This window comes from Saccharopolyspora sp. NPDC049426, from assembly GCF_040676935.1.
Taxonomy (GTDB): Bacteria; Actinomycetota; Actinomycetes; order Mycobacteriales; family Pseudonocardiaceae; genus Saccharopolyspora.
In genome coordinates, this window is record NZ_JBFAPZ010000002.1 from 128,751 (window position 1) to 151,019 (window position 22,269).

Below are 22,269 nucleotides of genomic sequence, written 5' to 3' on the forward strand. Positions count from 1 at the left end.
ACTCGTGCTCAGCGCAGCGCCGGCTGGAGGATGGAGAGGCGTTGGGCGTCGGCGTCGAGCTCCGCCGCGACGCCGAGGGGAACCGTGCGCTGGGCTTCGCAGTGCCCGAAGCCCAGGTCCCAGAGGATCGGTACGCCGAGGCCGCCCAGCAGGTTCTCCAGCATCGCGTACACCTCGTCCACCGGGCCGCAGTCGGTCCACGAGCCCAGCGCGATCCCGGTGGCGCCTTGGAAGAAACCGGCCCGGATCAGCTGGATCAGGAAGCGGTCCAGGCGGTAGGGCTCCTCGGTGACGTCCTCCAGCAGTGCGATGCCGCGATCCGGCGGCCGCGCCGCCACGCCCGCTCCCAGCGAACCCGCGAGCAGGCTCAGGTTGCCGCCGTAGGTCACGCCCAGCGCGCGCCCGGGCACCATGGTCCGCGCGCTGCGACCGGTCAGTATGGTCACGCCCTGCGGCTCGAACAGGGTGCGTCGCAGGTGGCCGCGCGCCTTCTCGTCGTGGGCGAACGCCCTGGTCGCCACCATCGGGGCGAAGATCGTGGCCAGCCCGAGCTCGGCGGCGAAGACCTCGTGCAGCGCGGTGACGTCGCTGGAGCCGACCAGGATCTTCGGGCCCGCCTCGACCAGCTCGGCGAAGTCCAGGTGGTCGATCATGCGCAGGCAGCCGTAGCCGCCGCGGGCGCAGAACACCGCCGAGACCTGCGGGTCGCACCACGCCTCCTGCAGGTCGGCCGCGCGGTCCGCGTCGGTGCCCGCCAGGTAGTCCAGGCGGGGATGGCGGTCCAGGACGTGCTTGCCGACGCGGACGTCGAGCTCCCAGGCGCGCAGCTGGGCGAGCCCGGCCTCCAGCAGCTCTTCGGGCACCGGCCCGGCCGGGGCGACCAGCGCCACCGTGTCGCCTCGCTGCAGCCTCGGCGGCCGGGTCAGTTCGCGCATGCTCATCGGCGTGCTCCATCCGAGTCCGTTCGAACACCCCTGATCTTGTCGCGAGGGTATCGGCAGTCAGCGCACCGCGCCGCAGTTCACCTACAGCGAACACGGCTGGAGCGTCGTCCTGAGGGGACTGTTCGTCGCAGGTCACCGCGTTGTGCGGAAAGGTGATGTACAAAACGGGGGCCAGCCGCGCAGGGCGAGCACTCGGTGGCCTAATGTCGGAGGGGTCATGGCTCGTGTCATCCACGTCTTCCGCCAACCCGACCGATTCGTCGCCGGAACGGTCGGGGAACCCGGTGAGCGCACCTTCTACCTGCAGGCGTCCGAGGACGTCCGCACGGTGAGCGTGCAATTGGAAAAGCAACAGGTCTCGGTCCTCGCCGAGCGAATCGGCGCGCTCCTGGACGAGGTGCAGCGCCGGTTCGACGCTGACCTGCCCGGCCACACGCCCGAGGACCTCGTCGACAGCGAACCGCTCACGGTGCCGGTCGACGAGGAGTTCCGCGTCGGCACCATGGGGCTGGGCTGGGACGCCGAGTCCGAGGCCGTCGTCGTCGAGCTGCTCGCGGTCACCGAAGAGGAGATCGACGAGTCCGTGGTGCTCGACGACACCGAGGAGGGGCCCGACGCGCTGCGCGTGTTCCTCAGCCCGGTGCACGCCCGGGCCTTCGCCGAACGCGCCGAACGGGTCATCAACGCCGGCCGCAAGCCCTGCCCGCTGTGCAGCGAACCGCTCGACCCGGCCGGGCACATCTGCCCCCGCCAGAACGGCTACCGCCGCTCGGAAGAGGTCTGAGGCACGTGGCCGTCGAGGAGCCCGCGAACTGCGAGCTGCTGCGGCACGGGCATCTGGAGATCCAGGGCCGCCTCGTGGAGGCGTCGAACGCGACGCTGTTCTGCTCGGTCGAGCTCGACGGCGTCTCGGGTGAGTGCGTCTACAAGCCGGTTCGCGGCGAGCGCCCGCTGTGGGACTTCCCGGACGGCACGCTGGCCGGCCGCGAGGTGTCGGCCTACCTGCTGTCGGAGGCCACCGGCTGGAACCTGATCCCGCCGACGCTGCTGCGCAACGGGCCGTTCGGGCCGGGCATGGTGCAGCTGTGGATCGACGAGGTCGCCGACGAGGACGCGCAGCTGGTCGACATCACGCACCCCAGCGAGGTGCGCGATGGCTGGCGGCAGGTGCTGCGGGCGCAGGACCCCGACGGTGATCCGGTGGTGCTCGCCCACGCCGACCACGAGCAGCTGCGACGGCTGGCGGTGCTCGACATCGTGATCAACAACGCCGACCGCAAGGGCGGGCACATCCTGCGCGCCCCCGACGGCCGCGTGCTGGGCGTCGACCACGGCATCAGCCTCAACACCGACGACAAGCTGCGCACCGTGCTGTGGGGCTGGATCGGCGAGGCCGTTGCGGAAGCGGAGCTCGAGCGGCTCGGCGAGGTCCGGGCCCTCATGGAGGGCGACCTCGCCGAACAGCTGTCCGAGCACCTCACGATCAAGGAAGTGCACGCGGTCAGCACCCGCATCGACCGCCTGCTCGACGCCGGAGTCTTCCCGGAACCCTCCGGCGACTGGCCCGCGATCCCTTGGCCTGCCTTTTAGAGCTCCGTGGCCTTGCGTGGCGGTAGCCGCTGTTCCAAGTGTGGGACTCAGCCGGCACCGCTGTGCCTTCCCCTCTGGGGGACTCTGACACGTCTTCTGGCGAGTACGCCGCGACGCCGTGTATTGGCATACATCAGGAGTGGCGCACGGAGTCCAGAAGGCGTGTCAGGTTCCGCTACCCGCACCGCCGGGCAAAGCAACCACTGGAAGATGATGATCCTCAGTCCACCAATGCCTGGTAGACGAGTTGGTGTAGGTAGGGCCTGATCGGGTGGGTGCTGGAGGGCATCAGCTGGGTCAGGAACAGGACCGTGAGGTCTTCGGCGGGGTCGACCCAGAAGGCCGTGCTGGCCAGGCCTCCCCAGGCGAACTCGCCCTTCGAGCTGAGCACCTTGGCCGCGAGCGGGTCGTCGACCACCGAGAACCCCAGGCCGAAGCCCTTGCCCGCGTTGGCGACCTCGGAGAACGCGCCCATGGCCAGGGTCTCCAGGTCGGCGCCGCCGGGCAGGTGATTGCGGGTCATGAAGTCGACCGTGCGCGCGCCGAGCAGTCGCACGCCGTCCAGCTCCCCGCGACGCAGCAGCATCTGCGTGAAGCGGTGGTAGTCGCGGGCCGAGGAGAACAGCCCGCCGCCGCCGGAAGGGGCCTTGGGCGGCTGGAACGCGGTGTCGTACATCTGCTCGTGCTTGGGGTGCAGTCGCGCCTTGCCCTGCGGGTCCGCCGCGTACAGCGAGGCGAGCCGGTCGGCGTCGGAAGCGGCGACCTGGAAGCCGGTGTCGGTCATGCCCAGCGGGTCCAGGATGCGGGTGCGGAAGAACTCGTCGAGGGGCTGCCCGGAGGCGACCTCCACGACCCGGCCCAGCACGTCTGTGGCCACCGAGTAGTTCCAGCGGGTGCCCGGGTCGAACAGCAGCGGGATCTCGGCCCAGGCGTCGCAGCACGCCGCCAGGTCGAGGTCCGGTGCCATGCCGAACTCGAATCCGGCTTGGCGGTGCAGCTCGTCGAGCGGGTGCAGGTAGTTGAACGCGTAGGTGAGCCCTGCGGTGTGGGTGAGCAGGTGCCAGATCCGCATCGGCTCGATGGCCGGCCGGGTCTGCGGATTGCGCGCCGGACCTCCGGTGTAGACGCTCAGATCGGCGTACGACGGGATGAAGTCGCTGACCGGGTCGGTGAGCTCGAAAGCGCCTTCCTCGTAGAGCATCATGGCCGCGACCGAGGTGATCGGCTTGGTCATCGAGTAGATGCGGAAGAGCGTGTCCGTCTCAACCGGTTTGCCGCTTTCGACGTCCCGCATGCCGTGCGTGGACAGGTGCGCGATCTTGCCCCGGCGCGCGACGAGCGCCAGCCAGCCGGGCAGCTTGCCCGTCGTGACGTAGTTCTCGAAGTGCTGATCGATCCGCTGCAGCCGGGCCGCGTCGAAGCCGACCTCGCCGGGATCCACCTCGATTTCCAGAGCCACCAGGGCCTCCTACCGCGTTGTGCGACATGACGTTACCTGGAGTTTTCTACTCCTCCGGTCCAGCATTGGAAATCCTGGCCGCAGTGGCGGCGTTCACGTTTCCTGCGGAGTAGCGTCGTAGGCGTGACGAATCCGACCCCACCTCCAGGGCTTCCCCGCACGGCGGGGGAGCTGCGGAACAGCGGCCACGAACCTCGCAGCATCAAGGCGGAGATGCGCGCGAACCTGCTGACCTCGCTGCGCTCCGGGCAAGCGCTTTGGCCTGGCATCGTCGGTTTCGACCGGACCGTGCTGCCGCAGCTGGAACGCGCCCTGATCGCAGGGCACGACGTGGTGCTGCTCGGTGAGCGCGGCCAGGGCAAGACCCGGCTGCTGCGCGGTCTGCACGCGTTGCTGGACGAATGGACCCCGGTCATCGAGGGTTCCGAACTGGGCGAGCACCCGCTGCAGCCGATCACGCCCGCCTCGCTGCGCCGCGCCGCCGAACTGGGCGACGATCTGCCGGTGACCTGGCGGCACCGCGATGATCGCTACGTCGAGAAGCTGGCCACCCCGGACACCTCGGTCGGTGACCTGGTCGGCGACGTCGATCCGGTCAAGGTCGCCGAGGGGCGTTCGCTGGGCGACCCCGAGACCATCCACTATGGACTCGTTCCGCGCGCGCACCGCGGCATCGTGACGATCAACGAGCTCCCTGACCTGGCGGAGCGGATCCAGGTCGCGCTGCTGAACGTGATGGAGGAGCGCGACATCCAGATCCGCGGGTACAGCCTGCGGCTGCCGCTGGACGTGCTGCTGGTCGCCACGGCGAACCCCGAGGACTACACCAACCGCGGGCGCATCATCACCCCGCTCAAGGACCGCTTCGGTGCCGAGATCCGCACGCACTACCCGATGGAGATCGACGACGAGGTGTCGTTGATGCGCCAGGAAGCGGACTTGCCCGCCGAGGTCGGTGACCACCTGCTGGAGGTGCTGGCCCGGTTCGTGGACCACCTGCGCGAATCCAGTGCTGTGGACCAGCGCTCGGGCGTGTCCGCCCGGTTCGCCATCGCCGCCGCCGAGACCGTCGCCGCCGCTGCGCTGCACCGGTCGGCGCTGACCGGGGAGGAACCGGCGGTGGCGCGACCGGTCGACCTCACGGCGGTGCCCGCCGTGCTGCGCGGCAAGATCGAGTTCGAGGCCGGTGAGGAGGGCCGCGAGGACGAGCTGCTCGGCTACCTGCTGCGCCGGTCCGTCGCCGACACCGCGCGGGGCCTGTTCGCGGGCCTGGACCTCCAGTCGCTGGCCGATGCCGTGGTGGACGGCCACCCGGTCGCCACCGGCGAGCAGATCGCGGGCAAGGACGTGCTCACCGCGCTCCCGGAACTCCCGGTGCTGCACCAGGTCGCCGAACGCGCCGGGGTGCGCGCGGAGGATCCGCCGGGTCGCATCGCCAGCGCGGTGGAGCTGGCCCTGGAGTCGTTGTACCTGGCCAAGCGGCTGGGCAAGGACTCCGACGACGACCGCTCGGTGTACAGCTGATGAGTCCCCGCTACCGGTACTCGGCGTGGCACGGCGGGCCGGACCCGCTGCAGCCACCGGTCGACCTGCGCGAGGCGCTCGACCAGATCGGCCGTGACGTGATGGAGGGGGCCTCTCCGCGCTCGGCGCTGGAGGAGCTGCTGCGCACCGGCACCCGGGATTCGGCGGGCCTGGACGAGCTGACCCGGCGGTTGTGGCAGCGCCGCAGCGAGATGCAGCGCAGGCACCGGCTGGACGGCACGATCTCCGAAGTTCGCAGGCTGCTGGAGAGCGCCCTGGAACAGGAGCGATTGGCGCTGGCGGCAGATACGAGCGAGGACGCCCGGTTCCGCGAACTGCAGCTGAGCGCCCTGCCGCCCGACGTGGCAGGTCAGGTCAACGAGCTGTCGGAGTACGACTGGCGTTCCTCCGAAGCCCGCGAGACGTTCGAGGAGATCCGGCAGATGCTGGGCACCGAAGTCCTCGAACAGCGCTTCGCGGGCATGAAGGAGGCCATGCAGCAGGTCTCACCGGAGGACGTCGAGCGGGTGCGCGAGATGCTCGACGACCTGTCGAACCTGCTCGCCGCGCACGCCCGCGGTGATGAGGACATCCAGTCGAAGTTCGACGAGTTCATGGGCCGGCACGGCGAGTTCTTCCCGGAGAACCCGCGCAACGTCGACGAGCTGATCGACGCTTTGGCAGCGCGGTCGGCGGCCGCGCAGCGGATGCTCAACTCGATGAGCGAGCAGCAGCGCAACGAGCTGATGGCGTTGTCCCAGCAGGCTTTCGGCGATCCCCGCGTCGCGCAGGCGTTGCAGCAGATCGACCGCCAGCTGCAGGGACTGCGGCCCGGCGAGGACTGGAACGGCCGAGCGCGCTTCCGCGGCGACCAGCCGATGGGCATGGCCGAGGCCACCGCGGCGATGGCCGAACTGGGCGAGATGGACCGACTGGCCGAGCAGCTGGGTCAGTCCTACCCGGGCGCGAGCCTGGAGGACATCGACCTGGAGGCCCTCCAGCGCCAGCTCGGCCCGCAGGCCGTGGTCGACGCCCAGCGCCTGTCCGACATCGAGCGTCAGCTGCGCGACCAGGGGCTGCTGCAGCGCGCACCGGACGGCAGCCTGCGGCTGAGCCCCCGCGCGATGCGCAGGCTCGGCGAGAACGCGCTGCGGTCGGTGGTCTCGCAGCTGCGGACCCGCAGGGGAGAGCGCGACACCGACCGCGCGGGCGCTGCCGGTGAGCTGACCGGCACGACTCGGCCGTGGACCTACGGCGACGCGGAGCCCTGGGACGCGGTCCGCACGGTCCGCAACGCGGTGCTGCGCCGCGCGGCCGAGCGCGAGACCTCGCCGATGCTCGACATCTCCGACCTGGAGGTCTCCGAGACCGAGCAGCGGTCCCGCTCGGCGGTGGTGCTGTGCGTGGACACCTCGTGGTCGATGGTGCAGGACGGCCGGTGGGTGCCGATGAAGCGCACCGCCCTGGCGCTGCACCACCTGGTCGCGACGCGGTTCCGCTCGGACGCCCTGCAGCTGGTCACCTTCGGCCGCTACGCGTCCACTGTGGACGTCGGCGAGCTCGCTGCGTTGGAAGGCGTGTGGGAGCAGGGCACGAACCTGCACCACGCGCTGCTGCTGGCGGGCCGGCACCTGCGCAGGAACTCGGACGCGCAGCCGGTGGTGCTGGTGATCACCGACGGCGAACCCACCGCGCACCTGGAACCGGATGGTGAAGCGGTCTTCCAGTACCCGCCCAGTGCGCACACGCTCAGCGTCACGTTGTCCGAAGTGGACGCGTTGCAGCGGTTGGGCACCACCCTGAGCGTGTTCATGCTGGGGGAGGACCCCAGCCTCGCCGCGTTCGTCGACGTCGTCGCCAAGCGCGGCGGAGGCCGGGTCCTCGCCCCGGATTCCGACGGGCTCGGTGCGGCGGTCGTCGGTGACTACCTCCGGACCAAGCGCCGTCGTTGAGCGTCGCGTCCGATGAGTAATCCGCGAAGTGGGACGCCTCCACGCTGAGGCGTCCCACTTCGCGCGGAGGCAATCAGCCGGCGAACGACTTGATCACGTCCGGGTTGGCGTCGGCCCACTTCTTGGCGGCCTGCTGCTCCTGGCCCTTGGCCGCGTTGTTGATCTCGTTCTCCAAGCTGGCCAGCTGCTGGTCGGTCAGCTTGAACTTCTTGACCATCTCGGTGACCTCGGGGAAGTCCTGGCTGAAGTTCTTGCGCCCGATGGCGTGGATCTCCTCGGCCTGGCCCATCGCGCCCTGCGGGTCCTGCAGGTCCTTGATGGGGTAGCGGGCGTAGGCCCAGTGCGGGTGCCACAGCGTCACGACGATCGGCTGCTTCTCGTCGGTCGCCTTCTGCAGCGCGGCGAGCATCGCGGTCGTCGAGGAGGTCTGCAGGTTGAACTCGCCCTGGAGCCCGTAGGCGGGCAGCGCTTCCTTGGTGGTTCGGCTCAGCCCGGCGCCCGGGTCGATGCCGGTGATCGTGCCGTTGAGCTCAGCGCCCTTCCCCTTGAGGTCGGCGATGGAGTTGACATCGGTCATGTAGTTGGGGACGGCGATGTTGAGCGTGGCCTGGTTGTACCAGACGCCCAGGTCTTCCAGCTGCGGTCCGTACTGCTTCCAGTAGTCCTCGTGGGTGGCCGGCAGCCACGCGTCGAGGAACAGGTCCGGGTTGCCCTGGGCCAGCCCGGCGTAGATCGGCCCCGCCTCCAGCTCGGTCGCGTTGACCTTGTAGCCGCGCCGTTCCAGCAGCTCCTTGTAGAGGTAGGTGACGGCGATGTCCTCGTCCCACGCGATGTAGCCGATGTTGATCTGCTTGGCTTCCTGACCGGTCTGCGCCTCCCGGCCACCGCATCCGGCGGCGACCATCATCAGCGCGGCGAGCGCGGCCAGAATCGCCACCAGCCGTCTCGATCTCGTGCGCAACATTGACAACCTGCCTTTCCGCGGCGACCGGCTCAACCGGTCTTCGCCGCTTTGCGTTCCGCTCGCGCGACCGGCGAGCGGTCCGACAGCACCGCGGTGATCCGGTCCAAGTAGACCGCGAGGATCACCACCGCCAGCCCGGCCTCGAAGCCCTGGCCGAGCTGGACGCGGGTCACCGCCTCGTAGATGTTGGTGCCCAGTCCAGGAGCGCCGACCATGCCGGCGATGACCACCATCGACAGCGACAGCATGATCACCTGGTTGATGCCGGCCATGATCGACGGCATGGCCAGGGGCAACTGGATCCCGGTGAGGATCTGCCGGGTGGGTGCGCCGAAGGCCTCACCGGCCTCGACCACCTCGGTGTCGACCTGCCGGATGCCCAGCTCGGTGAGCCGCACACCGGGCGGCAGCGAGAAGATCACCGTGGCGACCACGCCGGGCACCACGCCGATGTTGAAGAACACGATCACCGGGACCAGGTAGACGAACGCGGGCAAGGTCTGCATCAGGTCCAGCACCGGCCGCACCACGTTGCTCACGTGCCGGTTGCGCGCGGCCAGGATCCCGACCGGGATGCCGATGAGCACCGCCAGCACGCTGGAGACCAGCACCAGGCTCAGCGTCTCCATCGCCGGTTCGAACTCCTCGATGCTGACCATCAGCCCGAACCCGATGAGGCTGAACAGGGCGAAGCGCCAGCTGCGCAGCCACAGCGCCAGGGCGGTGAACACCAGCACCATCACCAGGTCCGGCAGCCAGGTCAGCGCGAAGCTCAGGCCCGCGACCGCGGACTTGACCAGCAGGTCGATGAAGTCGAACAACGGCCCGATGTTGTCGTTGAGCCACTCGACGGCGGTGCTGAACCAGTCACCGATGGGCACCCGCGGCAGCTGGAACTGGGTCGGGAACAGCGCGGTCATCTCAGGCCTCCTCGAGATCGGCCTGGTGGCTCAGCGCGGCGAACACCGCCTGCGGTGTCACCGCCCCGATCACCTGTCGCTTCGCGTCCACCACGGGCAGCGGTCCGCTCTCGCCGATCCTGGCGAACAGGTCCTTCAACGGGGTGTTCGCTTCGACGGGTTGGACGCCGTCCGGGGCGTTGACGTTGGGATCGGCCACCGAAGCGGCGGTGAGCACCCGGCTCCGGTCGACGTCCTGCACGAACTTGGCCACGTAGTCATCCGCGGGTTCGCGCAGGATCTGCTCCGAATCGCCGATCTGCACGATCCGGCCCGCCCGCATCACCGCGATGCGGTCGCCGAGGCGCATCGCCTCGTTGAGGTCGTGGGTGATGAAGATGATGGTCTTGCCGAGCTCGGCGTTGAGGTCGAGCAGCTGGTCCTGCATCTCGCGCTTGATCAGCGGGTCCAGCGCGCTAAATGCCTCGTCCATCAGCAGCACGTCGGTCTGCGCGGCCAGCGCGCGTGCCAGTCCGACGCGCTGCCGCATGCCCCCGGAGAGCTGGGCCGGGTAGCGCTCCTCCCAGCCGTCGAGCCCGACCATGCCCAGCGCCTCGCGGGCTCGCTTGGAGATCTCGTCCGCACTCGCCCCGCGGATCTTGAGCCCGTAGCCGGCGTTGTCCAGCACGGTGCGGTGCGGGAACAGCGCGAAGTGCTGGAAGACCATGCTCATCTTCTCCTGGCGCATGGTTCGCACGTCCCGGGGCGACATCCCGGTGATGCCGGTGTCGTCGACGAACACCTGGCCGGACGTGGGCGTGAGCAGCCCGTTGAGCATCCGGATCAGGGTCGACTTGCCCGAACCGGACAGGCCCATCACGACGAAGGTCTCACCCTCCTGAACGGAGAAGGAGGCGTCGACGACCGCCGCCGTGGTCCCGGCGGGGAGGTCTGCCGCGTCGGCGCCGCCCTCCAGTCGGCGGACCTGCTCGGCCGGCTGCGGACCGAAGATCTTGTAGAGCCGTTCCACGCGTACTGAAGTCACCGATCGCCTCCACCTGCTGCGCGGATCCGGATGGGTCGAAACCGGCTTGGATCGAACTGGGTTCGACGAATGGCTCGAAATGGCCGGGTTCCGGTCCACCGATTCTTTTGGGAATTCGTTCAGCTCCCGTTCGACGAAGATCGATCATACGAGCCGTTTTTCTGGTGTCCACCCGTTCAGGTGAAGATCCGATTGCGATTTACGGGCTCGACGTGGTCGACGCAGCGCTTTTTTGATCTTCCGGGCTGGCCTTCACCTGGAAGAACCCCATTTTCGGAGGAGTCTGATCCACTTTTACCTCCGACTTGGTGTATCGATTTTTAGGCCGCCAAAGTCCGTTTGTCCACCGGGTGAAATTGATCAAGAAATCGGGATATTCGACGTGAATCGGAATTTGATTTCCGAAGGCGGGAAGTTCGGGGTGACTCCCGAAAAGGTCTTGACCATCCCAGGATGTGATACGGGCGATGGTCCACATGGCGGCACCGGGTCGACGGGGACGTTTAAGGTCGGATGCATGCAACCCTGGTCATCGGTTTCCGTCCCCGAGGTGGAAGGCACCCCACGTCCACTTCAGCTGTTCGACACCTCCGCCGGTGAGGTCAGGCCCACCGAACCCGGGCCCGAAGCGCGGATGTACGTCTGCGGCATCACCCCGTACGACGCCACGCACCTCGGCCACGCCGCGACCTACCTGGCGTTCGACCTGATCCACCGGGTGTGGCTGGACAACGGTCACCAGGTCCACTACGTGCAGAACGTCACCGACATCGACGACCCGCTGCTGGAGCGGGCCGAGCGGGACAACGAGGACTGGGTCGTCCTGGCGATGCGCGAGACCGCGCTGTTCCGGGAGGACATGGAGGCACTGCGGGTGCTGCCTCCCGCGGACTTCATCGGCGCCGTGGAGTCCATCCCGGAGATCGTCGAGGCCGTGGGGAAGCTGCTGGCCTCCGGTGCCGCCTACCGGGCCGATGACGGCGAGTACCCGGACATCTACTTCCGGCACCAGGCCACCGGCAGGTTCGGCTCCGAGTCGAACTACGACGAGGCCACCATGAACACCTTCTTCGCCGAGCGCGGCGGAGACCCGGACCGGCCGGGCAAGGAACACCCGCTGGACGCGCTGCTGTGGCGGATGGCCCGGCCGGGCGAGCCGTCCTGGGACTCCGAGCTGGGCGCGGGTCGTCCCGGGTGGCACCTGGAGTGCTCGGTGATCGCGCTGAACCGCCTCGGGCTCGGGTTCGACGTGCAGGGCGGTGGCTCGGACCTGATCTTCCCGCACCACGAGTTCAGCGCCGCGCACGCCGAGGCGCTCTCCGGCGACTTCCCGTTCGCCAAACACTACGTGCACTCCGGCATGATCGGGCTGGACGGCGAGAAGATGTCCAAGTCGCGCGGGAACCTGGTGTTCGTCTCGCGGCTGCGCGGGGACCGGGTGGATCCGATGGCGATCCGGCTGGCGCTGCTGGACGGCCACTACCGCCAGGACCGCTCCTGGACCGCGGATGCGCTCACGGCCGGCGCCGCGCGGTTGGCCCGCTGGCGGGACGCTGTCGCGCTGACCTCGGGTCCGGCGGCGGCCGAGGCGATCGCGGGGTTGCGCGCCGCGCTGTCCGACGACCTGGACACCTCGGGCGCGCTCCGCGCGGTCGACGCCTGGGTGGAGTCGGCGCTGGTGACCGGCGGTGATGATCAGGGCGCACCGGCCCTGATCCGCACGGCGGTGGACGCCCTGCTCGGAGTTGAGCTCTAACCTCCTGCGACATCAGCGAAGGGTGATCGGGAAGTCCGTCGAGGGCTCCCGGTCACCCTTCTTCGCGTTCCGGCGCCGCTCTGGCAAAAAACGGAAATTGAACAGCGCGGGAGCGCTGATCTGCGCTTGAGCAGCACGAGGTTCCGGCGTCCGTGGACAGGGTCTGAACGGGTTTGATTTGATCGTCGCGTCATCACGGGGAGCGACGACGTTCGTCCCAAATGTCGCCGTGGGCCCAAGTTTCCGAAGGTGGGGGCACTCGAGAGGTGGCCGGGGACGCATGCGGAGAGTCCTGATCGTCGGAGCCGGGCAGGCGGGGCTGCAGCTGGCGCTCACGCTGCAGGCCGAGCGCTACGACGTCACGTTGATCTCGGCTCGGACGCCGGAGCAGATCCGGAGCGGACGCGTCATGTCGACGCAGTCGATGTACTACCGGACGCTGGAGATCGAGAGGCGGCACGGACTGGGCCTGTGGGACGACACCGCGCCCCGGCTCACCGGTCTGCGCGTGTCGGTCGTGAACCCGGGAGGGGATCGGGTCATCGATTGGATGGCGCCCCTGAAGGACTACGCGCTGTCGATCGACCAGCGCGTGAAGATGCCCGCCTGGCTCGAACTGTTCGCCGAGCGCGGTGGCACGATCGACCACCGTCGGCTCTCGGTGGCCGACCTGGACGAGATGGCGCCCGACTTCGACCTCGTCGTGGTCGCGGCCGGCCAGGGCGAGCTCGGTTCGCTGTTCGAGCGCGACGCGCGGCGCTCGCCCTACACCGCACCGCAGCGCGAGCTCTCGGTCGCCTACGTGCGCGGCGCGCACAACTCCAGCGACCCGGACGACTCCTCCGCCGCCCGCTTCAACGCGCTCGCCGGCATCGGCGAGGTCATCAGCTACCCCGGGCACACGCTCGACGGCGCCTGCGAAATCCTGCTGCTGGAAGGCGTTCCCGGTGGTCCGCTGGACGCCTTCGGCGACCGGCCCGAGCCGCAGCGGCAGTGGGAGCGGATGCTCGGCCTGCTGCGCGAGCACTGCCCGTGGGAGCACGAGCGGTTCGCCGACGCCGAACTCACCGACGAGGGCGGCACCCTGGCCGGCGCGGTGACGCCGACCGTCAGCAAGCCGATCGGGCAGCTGCCCTCGGGTCGCCTGGTGCTCGGTCTCGGCGACAGCGTGGTGCTCAACGACCCGGTCACCGGGCAGGGCTCCAACGCCGCCTGCCAGAGCGCGCAGATCTACCTGGAGAGCATCCTCGCCCGCGGTGACGGCGCTTTCGACCGGGGCTGGATGCAGCGCACGTTCGACAGCTACTGGGACTTCGCCCAGCACGTCACGTTCTGGGCCAACGCCGCCCTGCAGCCGCCGCCCCCGCACGTGCTCGACATCTTCGGGGCGGCCGCGAAGCTGCCCGCGGTCGGCGAGCGCTTCGCCGACGGCTTCGCCAACCCCGACGACATGGCCTCGTGGTTCCTGGACCCGAACGCCGCCGACGCCTTCATCGCCGAGTGCTCCGCCGCCTGAGATGGAACGGTCGACCGCGATCGGGGTGATCGCGGTCGACCGTCCGTGAATCAGTCGCTCAGCCCGGTCCGGGCCCGAGCGGGCCCTTGCCTCCCGGTCCCCGGCGGCGCAGGTAGCGCTCGAACTCGGCGGCGATCGCGTCGCCGCTGGCCTCGGTCAGCCGGACCTCGGCGTCACCGCGCTCCTCGAGGGCGCGGACGTAGTTGCGCACGTCCTCGTCCTCCTCGGCCATCTCGCTGACCGTTTCCTCCCACTCCTCGGCCTGGTCCGGCAGGTTGCCCAGCGGAACCTCCACGTCCAGCGCCTCCTCGACGCGGTGCAGCAGCGCCAGCGTCGCCTTCGGCGAGGGCGGCTGCGAGACGTAGTGGGGCACCGCCGCCCAGAACGAGATCGCCGGGATGCCCGCTTGCACGCACGCGTCCTGGAAGATCCCCACGATCCCGGTCGGACCCTCGTAGCGGGTGCGCTCCAGGCCGAACGTCGCCGCCGAGTCCTCGTCGTAGGCCGTGCCGCTGACCGGGACCGGTCGCGTGTGCGGCGCGTCGGCGAGCAGCGCCCCCAAGGTCACCACCGTGCGCGCCCCGAGCTTCTCGATCTTCTCGACCAGCTCTGCGGAGAAGGCCCGCCACCGCATGTTCGGCTCGATGCCGTGCACCAGGATCACGTCGTGCTCGGCACCCGGCGGGCGGCACACCGTCAGCCGGGTCGTCGGCCAGGTGACCTGCCGGGTGACGCCGTCGACGAGCTTGACCGTCGGCCGCGTGACCTGGAAGTCGTAGTACGGGTCCGGGTCGAGCTCGCTGAGCGACTCGGCGTCCCAGATGAGCTGCAGGTGCTCGATCGCGGAGCTGGCTGCGTCCCCGGCGTCGTTCCATCCTTCGAACGCGCAGACCACGATCGGGTCCGTCAACCGCGGCAGGTCGGCGTTCGGTTCGGGCGTCTGTTCGCGATCGGTCACTGCGCAAGCCTACGACCTACGCCCTCCCCGAGCGCTACCTCCTCGCCTATTTCATGATCACGTGCCCGGCCTGTGCGGAGGTGCCGGTTTGACGGTTCCTCCTGCTGGTCCGAGGCTTGTCTGACCAGTCTGTGTGGAGCAGGTGCCCGTGGAGCGGAGTCCGTCAGCGCCTAGTGGGGGAACCGGTGTGTCCCCGCGTTCGCGTCTGCGGCTGTCCATCGGCCGCCACCCCGGTGACCTGGGCAAACTCAGCCTGGTCGCAGGTCTGCTCGTGCTGAGCGCGCTGCTGGTGCTGATCCCGGCGAACCCGGTGGAGATCGCTGTTCACCAACAGCTGATCGCCCTCCCGCGCGTCGCCGACCCCTTTTGGGTGGTGTTGACCTGGATCGGCTCCTGGGCGGGCATCGTCGGCGTGGTCGTGGCGACCTCCTACGTGGGCTGGATCCGGGTGGCGCTGCTGTGCGGCGGCTCCGGTGCGCTGACCTGGCTGATCGCGATGCTCATGCACCAGCTGCTGGAGGGGCCCGGCGGTCGCCCCTTCCCGTCCGAGCAGGTCGCGGTGGTGACCGTGCTGGCCGTGGTCGCCACCCCGTACTTCGGCCGGTTCGCGCGCTACCTGGGCTGGGGCCTGGTCGTGCTGACCGGGGTCGCGGTCGTGCACCTGGACCTGCAACTGCCGCTGGGCGCGGTCGGCGGGGCGCTGCTCGGCTGGGGCGTCGGGCTGCTGTGCCACCTGGTGTGGGGCGCTCCGGGGCGGAAGGTCTCGGAGCTGGTCATCTTCGACGAGCTCGAACAGGCGGGGCTGGCGCCGGTGTCGATCAGCGCGCTCCGGCACCGGCTGCTGCAACCGCGCGAGTTCGCGGTGGACACCGTGGACGGGCCGCCGCTGCGGGTCAAGGTGGTGCGCAGGCTCAGCCGCCGAGCCGGCGCCTGGTACAAGCTCAAGCGCCTGCTGATGCTGCTCGACGTGCAGGACGAACCGAGCCTGTCCACCCCGCACCACGAGGTCGAGCACGAGGCGTACGCGGCGTTGCTCGCCGCCCGCGCCGGAGTGCGCACTCCCGAGGTCGTCCTGGCCGGTGACGTCCCCTACGCACCTGCGCTGCTGGTGATGCGGGAGGTTCCCGGGCGGCGGCTGACGGAGCTGTCGCCGGAGGAGATCGACGACGAGCTGCTGGCGGGCGTGTGGGAGCAGGTCGCGCTGCTGGCCGAGGCCCGCATCGCGCACCACGACCTGCGGGCCAAGAACATCCTGGTGGACGAGCGCGGACGGCCGTGGCTGCTGTCGTTCACCTTCAGCCATCCCGGCGCCGACGACGCCCGCTGCGCTCAGGACCTGGCCGAAGCGCTGGTGTCGGTGGCCGCCACCGTCGGCACCGAAAGGGCTGTGACCAGCGCGATCGCCGCACTACCCGTCGAATCGCTGGCCACGGCGCTGGGCAGCGTGGTGCCGCTGGCGCTGCCGCGCCGGATCCGCGCGCAGGCCCAGCGCGGCCGGTACTTCCTCGCCGAGCTGCGCGAGACCCTCGCCGACCGGCTCGGCCTGCCCATCCCCGGTTTCCGCTCACCCGTGCGACCGACCACCGTGCTGAGCCTGCTGCTGGTCGGTGCGGCCGTCTACCTGCTGATCCCCGAGCTGTCGAACACCCGGGACGTGATCGGGGCGCTGCGCCACGCGAACTGGGGCTGGCTGGCGGTGGCGGTCGTGACCGGCTTCGCCGCCGTGGTGCTCTCGTCGATCTCGGTGCAGGGCTCCAGCCGGATCCCGCTGCCGTTCTGGCTGACCCTGCAGGTCCAGATCGCCGCCGCGTTCACCGGGCGCACCACCCCGGGCGGTGCCGGGTTCTTCGGGATCAACGTCGTCTACCTGGAACGACTCGGGCTGCGCAGGCCGCTGGCCGTGGGGGTGACGCTGCTCAACCAGGCCGGGACCGGGGCGGTGGCGTTCGTGGTGTCGGTGATCGGGGTGTTCGCGGTCGGGCTGTCGGGCACCTTCACGAACCTGTCGCTGCCCGGCTGGCAGCTGATGGTCGGCGTCGCGGCCGCGGTGCTGGTGGCGGTGCTGGTGCTGCTGTCGCCGCCGGGGCGGCGCCGGATCATGCCGTCGGTGCGGGAGGTGAGCCGGGAGCTGCTGGAGACGCTGCGGCACCCGGTGCGCGCGCTGCAGCTGTTCGGCGGGGCGCTCGGCTACCTGGTGGTGTCCGGGCTCGGGCTGGCGACGTCGTTGGCCGCGCTGCACCCGAACTTCTCCTGGACAGCGGTGACCATCGTGTTCGTCGTCGGCAACACCCTGGGCCACCTGGTGCCCTCGCCCGGTGGGATCGGCGCGGTCGAGGCCGTCCTGTTCGCCGGCCTGGGCGCCATGGGCGTCCCGCCCACCGCGGCCGTCGCCGCCGTGCTGCTGTCGCGGCTGCTCACCTACTGGATCCCGGTGCTGCCCGGCATCCTCATGTTCCGCTACCTGCAACACCGCAACGTCATCTGAGGAGTCTTCGGACACTTTGGGTAGGAATCGGTACAGATGGTCGTGTGTACTGAAGGTGGTCCTTCCACCTCATTGAACGGAGTGTTCGCGTGGCTCAGCCCGCCGCCGTGCTGTTCGACATGGACGGCACGCTCGTCGATTCCGAGAAGCTCTGGACCATCGCGCTCGACGACTACGCGGCGCATCGAGGCGGACGACTCTCGCAGCGGACCCGCGAGGACATGGTCGGCTCCAACATGACCCGCAGCATGCGCCTGCTGCTCGTCGACCTGGGCCTGCCCGACGGGAACTCCGAGATCGCGGGTGCCGCCAGCTGGGTCGCGCGCCGCATGACCGAGCTGTTCGGCGAGGGCCTGCCGTGGCGGCCGGGAGCCGAGGAGGCGCTGCTCCGCGCCAAGGAGCTGGGGCTGCGCACGGCGCTGGTGACCTCCACGATCCGCCCGCTCACCGACCTGGCGCTGGACACCCTGGGTCACGACTCCTTCGACGTCACCGTCTGCGGCGACGAGGTCGACGGCAAGAACAAGCCCGATCCCGAGCCCTACCTCAAGGCCGCTCGCCTGCTCGGCGTCGACCCCGCGGACTGCGTCGCGGTCGAGGACTCGCCCACCGGCGTGGCCTCCGCCGAAGCCGCGGGCTGCGCGGTGCTGGCGATCCCGTGCGAGGTGCCGCTGTCGCCTGGCCCCCGCCGCACGCTGCGCGACTCGCTGGCCGAGGTCGACGTCGCGGCGCTGGGCGAGCTGCTCGCACCGGCCGCGTGAGCGAGCCGGTCCCGATCGTGCTGGCCGGTCACGGGCCGGTCGGCCGGGCCTACGCCGACCTCGTCGCCGAACGCGGTCGGCAGCACGGCCTGGACCTGCGGGTGGTGGCCGTGCGCGGCCGGGAACGCCAACGCGAAGCGGGGGAGTGGGGTCCGCTCACCGATCTGCCCGAGCTGCTGGAGCGCACCGGTGCGCGGGTGTTCGCCCAGGCGGTTCCTTCCGACGGCGACGGCCGTGCGGCACGGGAGGCGCTGCAGGCGCTCAACGCGGGTGCCCACGTGGTCACCGCGACCAAGTCGCACCTGCTCACGCACTGGAAGGAGCTCACCGAGGCGGCGGACGCCGCCGGCCGGTCGGTGCGCGTCTCGGGCGCCACGGGCGCCGCGATGCCCGCCGGTGACCTGGCCCGATCGGTGCTGCGGGGCTTCGACGTGCGCGCGGTCTCCGGCTGCGTGAACGGCACCGCCACCTTCGTCCTCGACCGGCTCGCCGACGGCGCGGACCTGGACGGCGCCGTCGCCGAAGCGCAGCGCGCGGGCATCGCCGAGGCCGACCCGAGCAACGACCTCTCCGGAGGCGATGCGGCGACCAAGCTCCGGCTGCTCAGCGCGCTGCTGTGGGGCTGGGACCCGGCGGAGACCCGGGTCTCCGCCGAGCCGATCGCACCTCCGCTGCCAGCCGTTCCCGCAGGTCATCGGCTGCGGCAGGTCGCCGATGCGGTGCGCGACGAGCCCGGCGTGGTCCGGGTGGCGTTGTCGGCCGAGCCGGAGGCCTCCGCGCTCGGCGCGCTGCGCGGACCGGAGAAGGCGGTGCGCTACGACTGCGGTGACGCCGGCCAGATCGCGGTCTCCGGAGGCCGCTCCGGCCCGCACGGGGCCGCGCTTGCGATGATCAAGGACACGCTCGGCGCGGTCCTGGAAGCCACCACCGGCTTCCGCTGATCGGCCGTGATCGAGCCCGCAAACGGACGGGTCCGGTGTGAACCCGCCCAGGACGGATGCAAGGATCGAGGACTGTGAAGACCTTCGACGAGTTGTTCGCCGAGCTGCAGGAACGTGCCCGGACCCGCCCCGAGGGCTCCTCGACGGTGGCCGCGCTCGAATCCGGTGTGCACGCCCAGGGCAAGAAGGTCCTGGAGGAGGCCGGCGAAGTCTGGCTGGCCGCTGAGCACGAGTCCGACGAGGAACTCGCCGAGGAGATCTCGCAGCTGCTCTACCGGCTGCAGGTCATCATGCTGGGTCGCGGACTGTCCCTAGAGGACGTCTACCGCTACCTGTAGATCAACACCGAACACGAGGAGAACAGGTTCAATGCTGCGCGTTGCAGTGCCCAACAAGGGCACGCTTGCCGGTCCCGCGTCCGAGATGCTCGCGGAAGCCGGGTACCGGCAGCGCCATGAGCAGCGGGACCTGACCGTGATCGACAACGCCAACGAGGTCGAGTTCTTCTTCCTCCGGCCGAAGGACATCGCCATCTACGTCGGCTCCGGCGAGCTCGACCTCGGCCTGACCGGCCGCGATCTGGCGCTGGACTCCGGGGCTCCGGTCGACGAGCGGCTGGCGCTGGGCTTCGGCGGATCGACCTTCCGCTACGCGGCGCCCGCCAGTGCCGGTGAGTGGAACGTGGCCGACCTGCAGGGCAAGCGGATCGCCACCTCCTACCCGCGGCTGGTCTCCGACGACCTGGCCCGGTACGGGGTGACGGCCGAGGTGATCCGGCTGGACGGCGCGGTGGAGATCTCCATCCAGCTCGGCGTCGCCGACGCGATCGCCGACGTCGTCGGCTCGGGCCGCACCCTGCGCCAGCACGGTCTGGTGGCCTTCGGCGACCCGATCTGCAAGTCCGAGGCCGTGGTCCTCGAGCGCCGCGACTCCGACCAGGAGCAGGCGAAGAACCAGCTGATCGCGCGGCTGCAGGGCGTGGTGTTCGCGCAGCAGTACGTGATGCTGGACTACAACTGCCCGAAGGACCTGCTCGACGACGCCACGAAGATGACCCCGGGTCTGGAGTCGCCGACCATGGCACCGCTGGCCGATGAGCGGTGGGTCGCGGTCCGCGCCATGGTCTCCCGCAAGGAGGCCCCGGCGATCATGGACCGCCTCGCGGCCGTGGGGGCGAAGGCGATCCTGTCCTCGGACATCCGGGCCTGCCGACTCTGACGGGCGGTTCTGGTCCGAACCGACGGTGATCGTTCGGACCAGAACCGCCTCGTGGTGCTCCATTCGGGCGAACCGCTCTCCCGATCGTGTTCACCTCGCCCTCGCCGAGAGAGGCTGGGCGAGGTGAGGGCGAGTTGGTCCGGCGCCTCCGCGGTTGTCACACCTGAGGCGTAGTTTCGAACGTGACGATCTTGGACGACGCCGATGGGGGTTGGCACGCACATGGCAGTAGTGGTCCCGGGGAAGACGCCTCCGCAGTGGCAGCTCTACGCAGGCATGCCCTGCTGGATCGAGCTGATCACCACCAACCTGGACAAGGCGCGGGAGTTCTACGCGAACCTGTTCGACTGGGAGTACGAGACCCACTCCGACCCGGCTTCCGGGGAGCACATCATCGCCCTGCGCGACGGGTTCCCGGTGGCCAGCCTGCGCGCGGCCTCCGGTGACCAGTCGATGTGGCGGATCTACCTCGCGGCAGCGGACTGCGCCGAGAAGGTCGCCGAGGCCGAGGAGCACGGCGCGGTGCAGACCGTTCCGCTGAACTCGGTGCCCAAGGTGGGCCGCAAGGCCGTGCTGGTCGGCCCCTCCGACGCGGAGTTCGGCCTGCTGGAGCCGGAGGAGTCCTGGCAGTTCGACGTCGGCCTGCCGGGCACCCTGATGTGGGCCGAGCTGGTCACCATCAAGGCGCAGACCGCCGACAACTTCTTCCAGGAGCTCTTCGGCTACACCGCGGAGCAGTTCGGAACCGAGCACCGCTCGGACTACTCGGTCTGGTACCTGGGCGAGGAGTCGGTGCTGGCGCGGGTCAGCATGATCCGCGACTTCATCACCGAGTCCACGCAGCCGCACTGGCTGCTGTACCTGGGCGTGGACGACGAGATCGGCACGGACGAGCTGGTCCGCACCGCCATCGCCAACGGCGGTCGCGTCCGGGTCGATCCGTACGACTCCAGCATCGGCCGCATGGCGGTCCTGCGGGACCCCACCGGCGCTCGCTTCGCGGTGATCGACCCGAGCCAGGCCGGTGACTTCGGCACCGCGGCGAACTACGACCCGTATGAGGACTGATCACTCCGTGATCTTCCTGCTTGGCGGTGCCAGAAGCGGAACCTCAGACGCCTTCTCGCTCCGGGATCCGAGACTTGTGTATGAACCAATACACGGCGCTACGGCTGTCCTCCCGAGAAGACGTCTGAGAACCCGCGGAGGTGCGAGTTGCTCAGGTGAGGTGAGGAGAAAGCGCCTGCGGCGCTTGCCTGACGGTGGGTCGCAGGCGTTTCTCCGTTGCCCTCAGTCGGTGCGGTCCAGGATGGACTCTTCGTTCGTCGCGGGGTCTTCCGGCCAGCCCGGGTAGGGCGGCGGGGTTCCGCCGAAGGCCGGGCAGAGGGCTTTGTGATCGCAGTAGTCGCAGAGCTTGCTCGGATTCGGCCGGAAGTCCCCGGTCTTGCCCGCGCGCAGGATCGCCTGCCAGATCGCTTCGAGAGTCCGCTCGAAGCGGCGCAATTCGTCCTCGTCGGGGGCGTAGGCGAGCTTCTGCTTGTTCGCCAGGTACATCAGCAGCAGCTGGCGGGGGATCTCGCCGCGCAACCGCCACAGCACCAAGGCGTAGAACTTCATCTGGAACATCGCCTTGGCTTCGCCGATCTCGCGCGGCGCGTTGCCGGTCTTGTAGTCCACCAAGCGGATTTCACCGGTCGGTGCGACGTCCACCCGGTCGATGAAGCCGCGCAGCAGCACGCCGGAGGGGAGCTCGGTCTCCACCCGCAGCTCGCACGCCTCCGGCTGCAAGCGCTGCGGGTCCTCCATCTCGAAGTAGGCGTCGAGCAGCCCGCTCGCCGACTTCAGCCACTTGGCCAGCTCCGGATCGTCCGGGCCCTCGAAGAGCTCGGCCAGCTCCGGCTGCTCGGCGAGGATCTCCTCCCACGCCGGCGCCAGCAGGTCTCCGGCCTTCTGCCTGTCGCGCTGCTCGGTGGGCAGGCCGTAGAGGCGTTCCAGCACCGAGTGCACCACCGTGCCGCGCACCTGCGCGCGAGTGGCCTTCTCCGGCAGCCGGTCCACCGCGCGGAAGCGGTAGAGCAGCGGGCACTGCTTGAAATCCCCGGCCCGCGACGGCGAAAGCGCCGGACGCCGGCGGGTCGCCTGCTCGGGTTCCTGCTGCGCGGTCTCAGCCATGAGCACTGACCCTAACGAAACCCCCTGACAGGAGATCGGCACGGGAGGGGCGTGGTCGCGAAATCCGCGAGAACTCCGCTCTCGC

The 22,269-nt window shown here is 69.7% G+C and carries 19 protein-coding genes; 12 read left to right on the forward strand and 7 right to left on the reverse strand.

The window, feature by feature from the left end; genetic code table 11:
- Positions 1 to 8: 8 nt before the first annotated feature.
- Positions 9 to 941, reverse strand: coding sequence for an LD-carboxypeptidase (locus tag AB0J78_RS03740; RefSeq protein ID WP_363786621.1), 933 nt, complete (start codon positions 939 to 941; stop codon positions 9 to 11).
- A 220-nt stretch (positions 942 to 1,161) separates the two neighbouring features.
- Here AB0J78_RS03740 and AB0J78_RS03745 point away from each other — a divergent pair, with 220 nt between their 5' ends.
- Entirely contained in the window at positions 1,162 to 1,728 is a 567-nt protein-coding gene (locus AB0J78_RS03745) for a DUF3090 domain-containing protein (protein ID WP_363786623.1), read from the forward strand.
- Between the two features lie 5 nt (positions 1,729 to 1,733).
- Positions 1,734 to 2,534 carry an SCO1664 family protein gene (locus tag AB0J78_RS03750; RefSeq protein WP_363786625.1) on the forward strand — a complete coding sequence of 267 codons (801 nt, stop codon included), beginning with the start codon at positions 1,734 to 1,736 and terminating at the stop codon, positions 2,532 to 2,534.
- Positions 2,535 to 2,754: 220 nt separating this feature from the next.
- Here AB0J78_RS03750 and AB0J78_RS03755 read toward each other — a convergent pair whose 3' ends face one another.
- A complete protein-coding gene (locus AB0J78_RS03755; RefSeq protein ID WP_363787534.1) occupies positions 2,755 to 3,996 on the reverse strand; it encodes a serine hydrolase domain-containing protein in 1,242 nt (413 codons plus the stop codon).
- Positions 3,997 to 4,116: 120 nt separating this feature from the next.
- On the opposite strand from AB0J78_RS03755, the gene AB0J78_RS03760 reads away from it, so the two are divergent.
- Positions 4,117 to 5,517, forward strand: coding sequence for an ATP-binding protein (locus AB0J78_RS03760; RefSeq protein ID WP_363786627.1), 1,401 nt, complete (start codon positions 4,117 to 4,119; stop codon positions 5,515 to 5,517).
- Positions 5,517 to 7,469, forward strand: coding sequence for a VWA domain-containing protein (locus AB0J78_RS03765; RefSeq protein ID WP_363786629.1), 1,953 nt, complete (start codon positions 5,517 to 5,519; stop codon positions 7,467 to 7,469). The genes AB0J78_RS03760 and AB0J78_RS03765 overlap by 1 nt, the downstream gene beginning before the upstream one ends.
- Positions 7,470 to 7,542: 73 nt before the next feature.
- On the opposite strand, the gene AB0J78_RS03770 is transcribed toward AB0J78_RS03765, so the two are convergent.
- Genes AB0J78_RS03770 through AB0J78_RS03780 form a run of 3 tightly spaced genes read right to left on the reverse strand, consistent with a single transcriptional unit; the run spans position 7,543 to position 10,377 of the window.
- On the reverse strand, positions 7,543 to 8,406 hold the full coding sequence (locus AB0J78_RS03770) for a glycine betaine ABC transporter substrate-binding protein (RefSeq protein ID WP_363786631.1): 864 nt from the start codon (positions 8,404 to 8,406) through the stop codon (positions 7,543 to 7,545).
- A gap of 56 nt (positions 8,407 to 8,462) precedes the next feature.
- Positions 8,463 to 9,353: an ABC transporter permease subunit gene (locus AB0J78_RS03775; protein WP_363786633.1), complete on the reverse strand. Its 891-nt coding sequence runs from the start codon at positions 9,351 to 9,353 to the stop codon at positions 8,463 to 8,465.
- A 1-nt stretch (position 9,354) separates the two neighbouring features.
- Positions 9,355 to 10,377 (reverse strand): betaine/proline/choline family ABC transporter ATP-binding protein, encoded by a 1,023-nt coding sequence (locus tag AB0J78_RS03780; RefSeq protein ID WP_363786635.1) that lies wholly within the window; start codon positions 10,375 to 10,377, stop codon positions 9,355 to 9,357.
- Between the two features lie 517 nt (positions 10,378 to 10,894).
- Between AB0J78_RS03780 and mshC the strand changes: the two genes are divergently transcribed.
- Both mshC and AB0J78_RS03790 read left to right on the forward strand, forming a co-directional pair.
- Positions 10,895 to 12,133 (forward strand): cysteine--1-D-myo-inosityl 2-amino-2-deoxy-alpha-D-glucopyranoside ligase, encoded by a 1,239-nt coding sequence (gene mshC, locus AB0J78_RS03785; RefSeq protein WP_363786637.1) that lies wholly within the window; start codon positions 10,895 to 10,897, stop codon positions 12,131 to 12,133.
- A gap of 280 nt (positions 12,134 to 12,413) precedes the next feature.
- Positions 12,414 to 13,649: a styrene monooxygenase/indole monooxygenase family protein gene (locus tag AB0J78_RS03790; RefSeq protein ID WP_363786639.1), complete on the forward strand. Its 1,236-nt coding sequence runs from the start codon at positions 12,414 to 12,416 to the stop codon at positions 13,647 to 13,649.
- Between the two features lie 58 nt (positions 13,650 to 13,707).
- Here AB0J78_RS03790 and AB0J78_RS03795 read toward each other — a convergent pair whose 3' ends face one another.
- Positions 13,708 to 14,607 carry a PAC2 family protein gene (locus AB0J78_RS03795; protein ID WP_132673772.1) on the reverse strand — a complete coding sequence of 300 codons (900 nt, stop codon included), beginning with the start codon at positions 14,605 to 14,607 and terminating at the stop codon, positions 13,708 to 13,710.
- A gap of 187 nt (positions 14,608 to 14,794) precedes the next feature.
- Between AB0J78_RS03795 and AB0J78_RS03800 the strand changes: the two genes are divergently transcribed.
- From AB0J78_RS03800 to AB0J78_RS03825, 6 genes are all read left to right on the forward strand, one after another.
- Positions 14,795 to 17,092, forward strand: a complete 2,298-nt coding sequence (locus AB0J78_RS03800) for a lysylphosphatidylglycerol synthase transmembrane domain-containing protein (protein ID WP_363786641.1) — start codon at positions 14,795 to 14,797, stop codon at positions 17,090 to 17,092.
- A gap of 89 nt (positions 17,093 to 17,181) precedes the next feature.
- Entirely contained in the window at positions 17,182 to 17,853 is a 672-nt protein-coding gene (locus AB0J78_RS03805) for an HAD family phosphatase (protein WP_363786644.1), read from the forward strand.
- The gene (locus AB0J78_RS03810) at positions 17,850 to 18,794 is read left to right on the forward strand and encodes a homoserine dehydrogenase (protein WP_363786646.1); all 945 of its coding nucleotides are present in this window, start codon (positions 17,850 to 17,852) and stop codon (positions 18,792 to 18,794) included. Before AB0J78_RS03805 ends, AB0J78_RS03810 begins: the two co-directional genes overlap by 4 nt.
- A 74-nt stretch (positions 18,795 to 18,868) precedes the next feature.
- Positions 18,869 to 19,132 (forward strand): phosphoribosyl-ATP diphosphatase, encoded by a 264-nt coding sequence (locus tag AB0J78_RS03815; protein ID WP_132622409.1) that lies wholly within the window; start codon positions 18,869 to 18,871, stop codon positions 19,130 to 19,132.
- A gap of 31 nt (positions 19,133 to 19,163) precedes the next feature.
- Positions 19,164 to 20,012, forward strand: a complete 849-nt coding sequence (gene hisG / locus AB0J78_RS03820; protein WP_363786648.1) for an ATP phosphoribosyltransferase — start codon at positions 19,164 to 19,166, stop codon at positions 20,010 to 20,012.
- A 222-nt stretch (positions 20,013 to 20,234) separates the two neighbouring features.
- A complete protein-coding gene (locus AB0J78_RS03825; RefSeq protein ID WP_363786650.1) occupies positions 20,235 to 21,080 on the forward strand; it encodes a VOC family protein in 846 nt (281 codons plus the stop codon).
- 222 nt (positions 21,081 to 21,302) lie between these two features.
- Here the strand turns inward: AB0J78_RS03825 and AB0J78_RS03830 are convergent, their stop codons facing one another.
- Positions 21,303 to 22,184 (reverse strand): RecB family exonuclease, encoded by an 882-nt coding sequence (locus AB0J78_RS03830; protein WP_132673767.1) that lies wholly within the window; start codon positions 22,182 to 22,184, stop codon positions 21,303 to 21,305.
- Positions 22,185 to 22,269 lie beyond the last annotated feature (85 nt).

Excerpts from the sequence above, each read along its gene's own strand:
- AB0J78_RS03740 (WP_363786621.1), bottom strand. The coding sequence starts at position 941 with ATGAGCATGCGCGAACTGACCCGGCCGCCGAGGCTGCAGCGAGGCGAC.
- AB0J78_RS03745 (WP_363786623.1), top strand. The coding sequence starts at position 1,162 with ATGGCTCGTGTCATCCACGTCTTCCGCCAACCCGACCGATTCGTCGCC.
- AB0J78_RS03765 (WP_363786629.1), top strand. The coding sequence starts at position 5,517 with ATGAGTCCCCGCTACCGGTACTCGGCGTGGCACGGCGGGCCGGACCCG.
- AB0J78_RS03775 (WP_363786633.1), bottom strand. The coding sequence starts at position 9,353 with ATGACCGCGCTGTTCCCGACCCAGTTCCAGCTGCCGCGGGTGCCCATC.
- mshC (WP_363786637.1), top strand. The coding sequence starts at position 10,895 with ATGCAACCCTGGTCATCGGTTTCCGTCCCCGAGGTGGAAGGCACCCCA.
- AB0J78_RS03790 (WP_363786639.1), top strand. The coding sequence starts at position 12,414 with ATGCGGAGAGTCCTGATCGTCGGAGCCGGGCAGGCGGGGCTGCAGCTG.
- hisG (WP_363786648.1), top strand. The coding sequence starts at position 19,164 with ATGCTGCGCGTTGCAGTGCCCAACAAGGGCACGCTTGCCGGTCCCGCG.
- AB0J78_RS03825 (WP_363786650.1), top strand. The coding sequence starts at position 20,235 with ATGGCAGTAGTGGTCCCGGGGAAGACGCCTCCGCAGTGGCAGCTCTAC.
- AB0J78_RS03830 (WP_132673767.1), bottom strand. The coding sequence starts at position 22,184 with ATGGCTGAGACCGCGCAGCAGGAACCCGAGCAGGCGACCCGCCGGCGT.